Source organism: Mesorhizobium sp. P2_A12 (genome assembly GCF_056405075.1).
Map to the genome: position 1 here is coordinate 1 of NZ_JBFUCU010000065.1, position 2,540 is coordinate 2,540.

Below are 2,540 nucleotides of genomic sequence, written 5' to 3' on the forward strand. Positions count from 1 at the left end.
GGCCAGAACACACACGTCGGTTTCCGCGCCTGTGATGACCAGCGTGTCGACGTTCTGTTGCATCAGATAGGCTCTTAGGCGACCCTCGAGCCAAGGCGAGTAGATATGCTTGTCGATCGTCGTCGCCGGCGGACAGTATTCGGCGAGCGTCGGCAACAGCTCGACCATTTCGGGACCTATGTTCTCGATCGTCATCGAGGCCCACCGGTCATAATAGCGTTTCCATGTGCCGGTTCCTTGTCCCGGCTTCCGGGCAGGTAGGAAGCGCGTGAAAACCGTCTGCGTCGCGCGCCTTGCGACAAGACGCTCTATCTGGGGGAGAACACGGCTAATCCAGGGTGTCGCCCATGGTGAGGGTTCGGCAAACAGCCGCTGCATGTCCACACAGATGTGCATGGATCGATCGCCTAGCGGGCCATATACCAGTCCATGCATCGACATCCAGATGGAACTTCGGCACGCTGTGAATGTTCCGATTGAGGCGATCGACGCCTTTGCCTTAGGCCTGATCTCCTCGATTCGCACCTTGTCGCCGATCTCCTTCGCCATCGCGAACGCCTTGGCACTGTCCTTGGTGGTCAGCACGGTGCGCCAATGCGGCGTCTCAATGGCCGGTACGGCTGGGGTGCTTGGTGTTGGGGTAGCCGCACTGCGGGTTTTGGTTTGGACGTCCCCCACGTTGCCCAAGCTATTGGCATATTCTGTGAGGCCCTGCAGCCAGCCACGGAACCTTTTAGTCCCACCTGCCGTCGGGTCAATCGGAAGGATTTCCAATATGATTGACCATGTAAGCAAGCCGCAGGAAACAGCGAGCGGCGTTGCGGTGCGCCATCTGGTGGCTGACACCGGCATCACCGATGCACAGGCCAGCGAGCTAGTCAGCATCCTCGGGCCGCAAAATTGGTCGTCGCTTTTGCGTGAAGCCCGGATGTTGAACCCGCGTCTAAAGCCGCTTGAAGTCGGCAAGCCCTAGGCGCATCCGCTGGCCTTTAGGATTCCAGCTCGAAAGTCAGGGTCTTTTCTCGGTCATCCTCAACGACGCGAACGTGCCATTCGCCGCAGGCTTCGACCACTTCAACGCAAGGGTGGACCTTGCCATTCAGTGTCATGTCATCCATCGCAGCCGCTCCCTTGAAGCAATGGGAAACACCGATTTTATATGACCGGCGCGCAGAGGCTTTCAATTAAAAAAGACATACCCGCAGATCCGGTAAGGCGGATGTGAACGAGCCCCACCATGCCCTACAGAGCGCGGTCTTGCTGCCCGCCACATGACCAGAAAGAAAAGGCCAAGACGGAAGCGCAACTGGCCATCGCACGCGCCACGATCCGAGCTGGTCGGGGGTACTGACGGCTCGATGGTAAGCGGGATCAGTCGACCACAATAATTTTGCGAGTTGGCTGTCGTCGGCCGAGCTTCATCCTGCCGGGATGAGAAGGCGGAGAGGTCGAGGCCTCCAATAACAGTCGTTGTTCTCTTAGGCGCGCGGTCTTAGCTTCCCTGGCTTTCCGCTCCGCGTCCAATACCAGTTTGCTCTCGCGGTCCGCTCTTTCGATCTTTTCGCGATCGACGCGTCGTTTCATGACAGCCTCCTTGGTCTGACGGCCAACAAAGTGCGGGCTTGAGAAAATGTTCCCGAGAAACAACATCGGGTTTCGCAATGTCCAAAAAAACCGGACGCGGAGGTCGCCTCGACTCCGCAACGAGGACCCGACATGCCCCAGCTTCGTGCGTGCGTGAAGCCGCTGGTGTGCTCGCCCAGTTGCTGGAGCGCGACGTACCAAATCAGCCTGGGCAAGCATGCGGCGGTTAGGTTCAATAGGAGGCTCGTTCACCACGGCCTCGTCACCTTCTGCTTCGATCTGTTCGCTTAGTCGCCTTGCCAGCGCCGGCGATTGGCTCGCCGTCGAAGCCCTGGTGCAATGCTGCCCGCAATTGCGACTGAAGTCCCACGAGAAGGCGCAAAGGTCCCAAATGTGAAACATAAGGAATTCGCCTTCATTAACTGGAAGCCGACGAACAAAGTCCCCTCATCGTCGGTCGACCAGGGTGCTCGCCGTATTGGGCGATACGGCGAGCACTTCACCGCCGCCTTCCTAGCGTGCGTGGTGGCGATCGCGGCAAGGAAGCCGACGGCCGCTGGCGGCTCGCGAGGAATGTAAATATGCTGACAAAGAGGGGTCCCTGATCTCTCAGAGGCCAGCATCGCGCCAAGTCAAAAAGGCCGGCTACAGTTCGTATTCGCCGCGCCCTCGTACGTGACCAGCTGCGGCCAGGGCGCTCGGTAAGGTCGCCGTCGCGCATATATATTAGCAGTCTCTTGACAACCAGACGCGTCGCTCCAGAATCCTACTCATGGCGCGGGAAATCAACATAGGCGATCGGGTGGGGGTCTTCGCCACGGTGGGGAAGCGCGTTGACGATCGCGTGACCCTGCATATCCTGACAGCCAACTATCCCTACTCGATCATCGACGCGAAGGCCAAGCCCGGCGACAGGATGAGATTCGAGGGCGACGTTGTGCATGTCGACGAGGATT

4 protein-coding genes and 1 pseudogene are annotated in these 2,540 nt (G+C 58.9%); 2 read left to right on the top strand and 3 right to left on the bottom strand.

Going from position 1 to position 2,540, the window contains the following annotated elements:
* The coding region (locus tag AC1DZU_RS35420) for a cysteine hydrolase family protein (protein ID WP_477292085.1) at positions 1–774 on the bottom strand (774 nt) is incomplete at its 3' end.
* 1 nt (position 775) lies between these two features.
* On the opposite strand from AC1DZU_RS35420, the gene AC1DZU_RS35425 reads away from it, so the two are divergent.
* On the top strand, positions 776–973 hold the full coding sequence (locus tag AC1DZU_RS35425) for a hypothetical protein (RefSeq protein WP_477292087.1): 198 nt from the start codon (positions 776–778) through the stop codon (positions 971–973).
* 16 nt (positions 974–989) lie between these two features.
* Here the strand turns inward: AC1DZU_RS35425 and AC1DZU_RS35430 are convergent, their stop codons facing one another.
* A complete protein-coding gene (locus AC1DZU_RS35430; protein ID WP_477292089.1) occupies positions 990–1,118 on the bottom strand; it encodes a hypothetical protein in 129 nt (42 codons plus the stop codon).
* A gap of 253 nt (positions 1,119–1,371) precedes the next feature.
* On the bottom strand, positions 1,372–1,584 hold the full coding sequence (locus tag AC1DZU_RS35435) for a hypothetical protein (RefSeq protein WP_477292091.1): 213 nt from the start codon (positions 1,582–1,584) through the stop codon (positions 1,372–1,374).
* 772 nt (positions 1,585–2,356) lie between these two features.
* Here AC1DZU_RS35435 and AC1DZU_RS35440 point away from each other — a divergent pair.
* Positions 2,357–2,540, top strand: a pseudogene (locus AC1DZU_RS35440) (hypothetical protein); the annotation flags it as partial.